We start from the raw sequence: 6,513 nt of genomic DNA, 5'->3' as shown, positions 1-6,513 counted from the left end.
TGATTGCCTGCACCTTAAATTCGTGATCGTATTGCCTGTTTGCTGCCATTTTGACCTCTCCTTCTCCTCTTTGACCTTATCTAAAATCCTTGCGAAGAAGTTGTCAACTTTATTTATACAACATCAGATCTTGGACTACGGCTTTGCGGAGTTTTTGAAAATTCTCGAACATCAGGCGGGCAAAACAGGAACGAGCATCCAAAAGATAGATCGGTACTATGCAAGCTCGCAAACCTGCCATATCTGCGGCAATCAGAATCCGGAAACCAAAGATTTGCGCGTCCGGGAATGGACGTGTCCGCATTGTGGCGCTGTTCATGCTCGGGACAGGAACGCCGCAAAGAACATCTTGAAGGTGGGGGCATCCACCTTCTTTGGAGAGGCATCGTAAGACCTGCGCTATCGCAGGCAAATGCCGTCTGTATCCAAGAATCCCCCAGCTTTCGCCGTGGGGAGTATGTCAAACCATTTCTTTTTCCCATAAACGAATGATGTTGAAGTTGAGCTTATCCGCCGTGCTCTCGATCAGCGCGATCTCCTCCGGAGTGAGCGTTATCTTCATTGCCTGTACGGCATCTATGACATGGCTCTTTTTGGTCACACCGATGATGGGCAGCGTGCCCTTGTTGATTGCCCACGCGACGGGAATCTGTGCGATGTTCATGTGATACTTGTCCGCGAGCAGCTTGAGAGAGGTGTTCAGGATCTCGATTTCATCCATGATGGGATTGTAGATTGCCGCACGTTCAGAGTTGTTCGGCATAGGATTCAGCGTGCTGTACTGTCCCGAGAGCGCACCCTGCTCAAGCACCATGTACGAGAAGAACCGGATGTCGTTTGCGCGGCAGTAGTCCAGAATCCCCGACTCCTCGGAGGAGCGGTTCATGAGACTGTAGTGGTTCTGCACCGCACCGAGTTTCCGCCCGTGCGCGCGGAGGATTTTGTCCGCCTCTTTGATCTCTGCGAGATTGTGGTTTGATACACCGATCATCGGTGCGTCGGCTTTGCCCTCAAAGAACTTTGCCATGCGTTCCATCCAACGCGGTGCCTCTGTCGTGTTATGCAGCCAGTAGATATCCATGTTCTCCACGCCGAGCAGCTTCCGCTGCATTTCCCACATATCTGCAACAGGTGTATCCGAGGATGGATCCATGCACTGCGGCGTAAGCTTGTCCGCAACGAGATAGGAGTCACGTGCATGCCCTTTGAGGAATGTACCGAGCATCTGCTCCGATGTACCCATGCCATATGCATACGCCGTATCCCAGAGGTTCAGCCCATGCGTCATCGCAGCGTCAAAGACGGGGCGCAGCTGCTCCTCCGTGTAGTTTGTACCGAATGTGCCGTCGTTGCCCCACGCCCATGCACCGAGCGCAATCTTTGGCAGATCTGTCATTGTGATTCCTCCCATTTTGTAGAAACGATTCTTATGCTATGAGGTACAATTTACTGCATAAAGTATTCGGTGCATCAGAGGTGTTTTCCTTTATCGATGGTTTTTTCTTGCCTTGCATGGAAAAACATCGTACACTGAAACTGGGGAATCACTAATAAATTCAGCCACGCCATCTTGACGCATCTTTTTTTCCCGAACTTTGTCGGCAAATCCTCCACATAGCTTTGGCTATCGTCCGGTTTGTCTCCTTCTTCGGACGAAAAAATCTACGCCAATCTGACGGACTTCATTTTATCAGCGATTCCCTGGAAGTTGGATGTATGATAGGGTATAGGAGGGAGACCTATGGAGGTCAATGCAAATCTGGCGCAGGATGTGTTCAAGGATGCGGGGGAGAGCGTCATCTTCCTCATGCTCTCACTGAAACGTGAGGATATCGAGAAAGAGCGGGAGATCATCGCCGATATGGCGGATCGGATGGAGGCGATTCAGCGCTCGATGAACATCCGTGTCGCACCGGAGGCGGTGAAGCTCTCGTTTGGGTTCAGCAACCGTGCGTGGGAATATCTCTTTCCAACGGCAAAGAAGCCGAAGGAACTCGAGGATTTCAAGGGGGTAAACGGAGCACATCACACAGCGCCTGCGACACCTGCCGATCTCTTTCTTCATGTGCGCGCGGGTCAGGCGGCAACCAGCTATCTCGTCGTCGATCAGATCATGGGCTTCCTTCGTCCTGTCGTAGACGTGATGGATGAGACACATGGCTTTCACTATCTTGAGGGACGTGCAATCATTGACTTCATTGACGGAACCGAGAATCCCGTCGGTGAGGAGGCAAAGGAGTGGGCGATCATCGGCGCGGAGGATCCGGAGTTCATCAACGGCTCCTATGCCTTTGCACAGAAATACATTCACGACCTCGACGCATGGAGGGCACTGCCGACCGAGGTGCAGGAGAAGTACGTCGGCCGTAGGAAATACAGCGATCTCGAACTCTCCGACGAGGAGAAGGATCCGCGTGCGCACAACATCATCTCGCAGGACAACCGCGATGGCGAGGAGCACAAGATCGTGCGTATGAACGTCGTCTTTGCAAACCCTGGCGAGGGGGTACGTGGCACCTATTTCATCGGCTACGCGCGTCATTGGGATGTGACACGGCAGATGGTTACCAATATGTTCACGCAGGATGACCGTTTGCTTGAGTATTCGACCGCCGAAAAGGGGCAGCTCTTCTTCATTCCGTCGAAGGAACTCCTTGGACGTATCGCCGAGGGGGCGTTGTTCTAGGGAGCATTGAGTATATTGGTATACACTGGGGAATGTGGTATCAGTCAAGAAATTTTGTGTTGCAATATCGGGTGTTGAAAGATCATTGATCTTTTTGGAGGGAACACAATATGGAAGAAGTATTAAAAAAACAGAAGCTGAGGTAGAGCATCTGGAAGAGAAGGCTGTGCAGATTGGGGAGGAATCTGCAAAAAACAAGATGAGCATCGTCGGCGTGATTGCCTCCGGTCTGTCCATCTGTATGTATGTCTCCTATATCCCGCAGATCCTTGGAAATCTGTCCGGTCATCCGGGAGACTGGATTCAGCCGTTCGTCGCATTCATCAACTGCACGATGTGGGTTGGATACGGGTTTTTCAAAAAGCAGCGCGACTGGCCGCTCGTAATCGCCAATTCTCCGGGCATCATCTTTGGTCTGACCGCTGCGATTACCGCTCGTCTCTAAATGCGTAAACACAGCAGCCAATACAAATGATGTGAATTTCCGTGAGTTCGCAGCCCATCCGTATGGATGGGCTGTTTTCTATGTATGTCGATTCCATTCGCTCTACCTAGCGTCTGGAATCTCTTTTCTTTTGCAAAGAATCATTAGGCAACAAGCCCTCTCTTGTGTTATAATTTTCTTATATTTGAAACGTGGAGGGAAGGTCGTTGTTTGTAAAGACCTATGGTGCGACGACCCTCGGGATAGATAGACAGATTATCGACGTTGAGGTGGATGTGTCGCTGGGGCTGCCGGGCTTTGAGCTGGTGGGGCTTCCCGATACGTCGGTGAAGGAGTCGAAGGAGCGGGTACGGACGGCAATCCGCAACTCAGGCATTCAGCTCCGGGCTTGATCTTCCGATTGCGGTTGGTCTCCTTGCATCCTATTGGAATTAAACTAAAATTGAAAGGCGGAACAACAAAACATGGCGCAAGAATATGTCGAATTTCCAGCATCAGGAGAAGTGCATCCAATTCCCGGGAGTAATGCTCGGCATCCATATCAACATCAGCTGGATGCGATCCGTGCCCTTGACCATATGGACGAAGAATATGCCAGTTATAGTACGCTTGTGGTACTTCCCACAGGTGGGGGGAAAACGTATACAGCCTCCACTTGGCTGCTTCGTCATGCGCTTGACAAAAGGAAAAAGATTCTCTGGCTTGCCCATCGTCAGACGCTTCTTGACCAAGCTGCTGAATCCTTTCAGAAATTTGCCTATTCCACGGAAATCCCCCACATATCGTCCTTCCGCTATCGCATTGTGTCCGGCTCATCGAATCATGATAAAACAGTCAACATTGCTCCGAAGGATGATTTGCTTATCATAAGTAAGGACAGTATTGGCAGGAAGTCCAATCTGGAGCGTCTTGAACCGTGGCTTGCTGGAGAGAAAGAAATTTTCCTCATAGTGGATGAAGCCCATCACTCGACGGCAAGAACATATCGGAGAGTCATTGATTTCGTCAAGGAAAAGGTGGAGCATGTTAAACTGATTGGTCTCACGGCTACACCTTTTCGTACTGCTGAGAATGAGCAGGGGCTTTTAGCACATATCTATAAAGATGGCATGTCGGATGGCAAATCGAAGAAAAATGACATAGGCATTGTCTACAAAGTTGACCTCAAGGAGCTCATCAATCGGCAAATTCTCTCTCATCCTCATTTTGAAACATACTATACGGATGAGGAATATGGCAAAGATTTGGGGCTTGAAGCATGGGAAAGCATCCAGCATCTTGACACACTGTCTCCTGAACTGTCTCAAAGCATCGCGGAGAGCGGCCCACGCAACAAACTGATTGTGGATACCTATTTGAAGAAGGCTAACGAATATGGGAAGACCATTGTCTTTGCCGTCAGCGTTAACCATGCGATTGCTCTTGCAAAACTGTTCAACAAGGCGGGCATTAAGTCAGAGTACATCGTCTCTTCCATCAAGGATATGGGAACGGGTGCGACCATCAGCGCCAAGGAAAATGATCGTAAACTGGAAGCATTTCGTGCCGGTGATGTGCAGGTTTTGGTGAATGTAAATATTCTCACAGAGGGCGTAGATTTGCCTATGACGAAAACGGTGTTCCTCGCTCGTCCAACAGTATCTACTATACTTATGACACAGATGATCGGCCGTGCTCTTCGTGGCGAAAAAGCAGGCGGAACCAATATGGCCTACATTGTCTCTTTTGTTGACAACTGGAATGAACATATTGCATGGGTAAGCCCAGATACTATTTTTGTTGGAGACAGTGAATGGCCGTTAAAAGATAGTCCGGAGTATAAAAAGCAACAAATTCGATGGATTGCGATTTCCAAAATTGAGGAGTTTGCCGCCATCCTAAACGATGCCATTGACACGGAACAGCTTGAGGCGGTTCCTTTCTGGGAGCGTATTCCTGTGGGTATGTATGCGTTCCAATACATCAACGAGGAAGGGATCGACTTCTCTTATCAGGTCATGGTATATAACAGCACCCAAGACGCCTATGAGAAAATGATGCAGGCGCTTCCAGCTTTGTTTGAGGGCATCGATACCGATGACGAATATCTCTCCGACGACGTGCTGGGCAAATTGGAGTTGGCGTGCAAACAACGGTTTTTTAATCGCGAAATGGTGCCGCCCTATGACCCCAGAGATGTGCGGCATATCTTGAAATATTACGCACAGAAGGAATCTGAGCCGAAATTCTATACGTTCGACCAAGTGGACAGAAGCAAGTTGGATGTTCCTGCGATTGCCAAGTATGTTTGGGATGAGGATCTTGGCCCAAAGAAGAAAAAGGACTATCTTGATACACTTTGGGAAGGCGTAGACGACAATCTTCTGCAGCTGTTCTTTTGTAAAAAGATCTATTTCCTTCGCATGGTGGATATTGAGCTTCTGAAACTTTCTGATCCGCAAATTTATGAGGCAGAGACAAATGTGACTTACGATAAAAGAACCTTGGAGTGCCTTCCTTTGGATAAAATCAAGGAAGTAGACCCGGCATTGGAAGAAGAGTTGCGGGAGGGGGCTTTTGCCAAGGCGAAATTTGATTCCGGCTATGTTTGTGCTCATTGTGGAAAAGTATTTTCCAATCGGCAATACCTTAATGTAGACCATATTATCCCCATGAACAAGGGTGGACGCTCTGTGCTCGAGAATTTGCAGATCCTTTGCCGTAGCTGCAACGGAAAGAAGGGCGATCAATCGGAAGGGGAATACTGATGGAGGAACTCCTATACACTGCCTTGGATGTAGCCTGCATTATTGCTATGGAGGGATTATCTACCAAGGAAGCGATCCAACTTGCTCATCGGATGCACACAGAGGATAAATCCTTTTTGTCGATGGAATATCGGCAAAACTATCGAAAATGGCTGTTGGACATCCTGTATTGGTCGGACTATATGCAGGATAAAATCATTCTTGATGCCGAGTTCCCGTCAGTGCAGAATCTATCTGACGGAAATTTGGATGTATCTGCATTGATGTATGATGATTTTAATACAGATCTCTTTTTCAAGAAACTACGTGTGCAAATTCTTTATCTTGGAAAAAAAGATTACGCCCGCATGAAACTCAGGACGTTAATGGCGGAATATGGATATCAACGCCGCTCGAAGGAGTTTATACGCTTCCTAAAAATTCGGCTCGTTTTTTACCATATTCAAACGGCACTTCGAGGGAATGAGATCTGCGATGTGGAGACGATGGACTGCCTTGATGATATGATTACATTCCGTGTGATATAACGAGAGGGGCATTGTAGTATACTCCCGTAAACTCACACAAGAGAGATTCCATTCGTCACCTCCGACGTTTGGAATCTTTTCTTTTGCAAAGAATCATTAGGCAACAAG

General features: G+C 48.4%; 6 protein-coding genes and 1 pseudogene. 6 read left to right on the top strand and 1 reads right to left on the bottom strand.

The annotated features are described in order from the left end of the window. Nucleotides 1-391: zinc ribbon domain-containing protein (locus HMPREF1992_RS03390; protein ID WP_021684435.1), on the top strand; the 391-nt coding region annotated here is incomplete at its 5' end. A 69-nt stretch (nucleotides 392-460) separates the two neighbouring features. Here HMPREF1992_RS03390 and HMPREF1992_RS03385 read toward each other — a convergent pair. Then, nucleotides 461-1,396, bottom strand: coding sequence for an aldo/keto reductase (locus tag HMPREF1992_RS03385; RefSeq protein WP_037358410.1), 936 nt, complete (start codon nucleotides 1,394-1,396; stop codon nucleotides 461-463). Nucleotides 1,397-1,741: 345 nt separating this feature from the next. Between HMPREF1992_RS03385 and HMPREF1992_RS03375 the strand changes: the two genes are divergently transcribed. From HMPREF1992_RS03375 to HMPREF1992_RS03355, 5 genes and pseudogenes are all read left to right on the top strand, one after another. Then, nucleotides 1,742-2,686 (top strand): Dyp-type peroxidase, encoded by a 945-nt coding sequence (locus tag HMPREF1992_RS03375; protein WP_021684432.1) that lies wholly within the window; start codon nucleotides 1,742-1,744, stop codon nucleotides 2,684-2,686. A 166-nt stretch (nucleotides 2,687-2,852) separates the two neighbouring features. Next, entirely contained in the window at nucleotides 2,853-3,131 is a 279-nt protein-coding gene (locus HMPREF1992_RS03370) for an SWEET family sugar transporter (protein WP_231366948.1), read from the top strand. Between the two features lie 206 nt (nucleotides 3,132-3,337). Further along, a pseudogene (locus HMPREF1992_RS03365) lies at nucleotides 3,338-3,557 on the top strand (magnesium chelatase domain-containing protein); the annotation flags it as partial. A gap of 38 nt (nucleotides 3,558-3,595) precedes the next feature. After that, complete coding sequence (locus tag HMPREF1992_RS03360; protein ID WP_021684429.1) at nucleotides 3,596-5,878, top strand: DEAD/DEAH box helicase family protein; 2,283 nt, start codon at nucleotides 3,596-3,598, stop codon at nucleotides 5,876-5,878. Next, nucleotides 5,878-6,405: a hypothetical protein gene (locus HMPREF1992_RS03355; RefSeq protein WP_021684428.1), complete on the top strand. Its 528-nt coding sequence runs from the start codon at nucleotides 5,878-5,880 to the stop codon at nucleotides 6,403-6,405. The genes HMPREF1992_RS03360 and HMPREF1992_RS03355 overlap by 1 nt, the downstream gene beginning before the upstream one ends. Nucleotides 6,406-6,513 lie beyond the last annotated feature (108 nt).

Source organism: Selenomonas sp. oral taxon 892 str. F0426 (assembly GCF_000468035.1).
GTDB lineage: Bacteria > Bacillota > Negativicutes > Selenomonadales > Selenomonadaceae > Centipeda.
This window is presented reverse-complemented; position numbering and strand designations above follow the sequence as displayed.

Bases quoted from the DNA above. Each gene is read 5' to 3' on its own strand.
- HMPREF1992_RS03385 (WP_037358410.1), bottom strand. From the start codon at position 1,396: ATGACAGATCTGCCAAAGATTGCGCTCGGTGCATGGGCGTGGGGCAAC.
- HMPREF1992_RS03355 (WP_021684428.1), top strand. From the start codon at position 5,878: ATGGAGGAACTCCTATACACTGCCTTGGATGTAGCCTGCATTATTGCT.
- HMPREF1992_RS03360 (WP_021684429.1), top strand. From the start codon at position 3,596: ATGGCGCAAGAATATGTCGAATTTCCAGCATCAGGAGAAGTGCATCCA.
- HMPREF1992_RS03375 (WP_021684432.1), top strand. From the start codon at position 1,742: ATGGAGGTCAATGCAAATCTGGCGCAGGATGTGTTCAAGGATGCGGGG.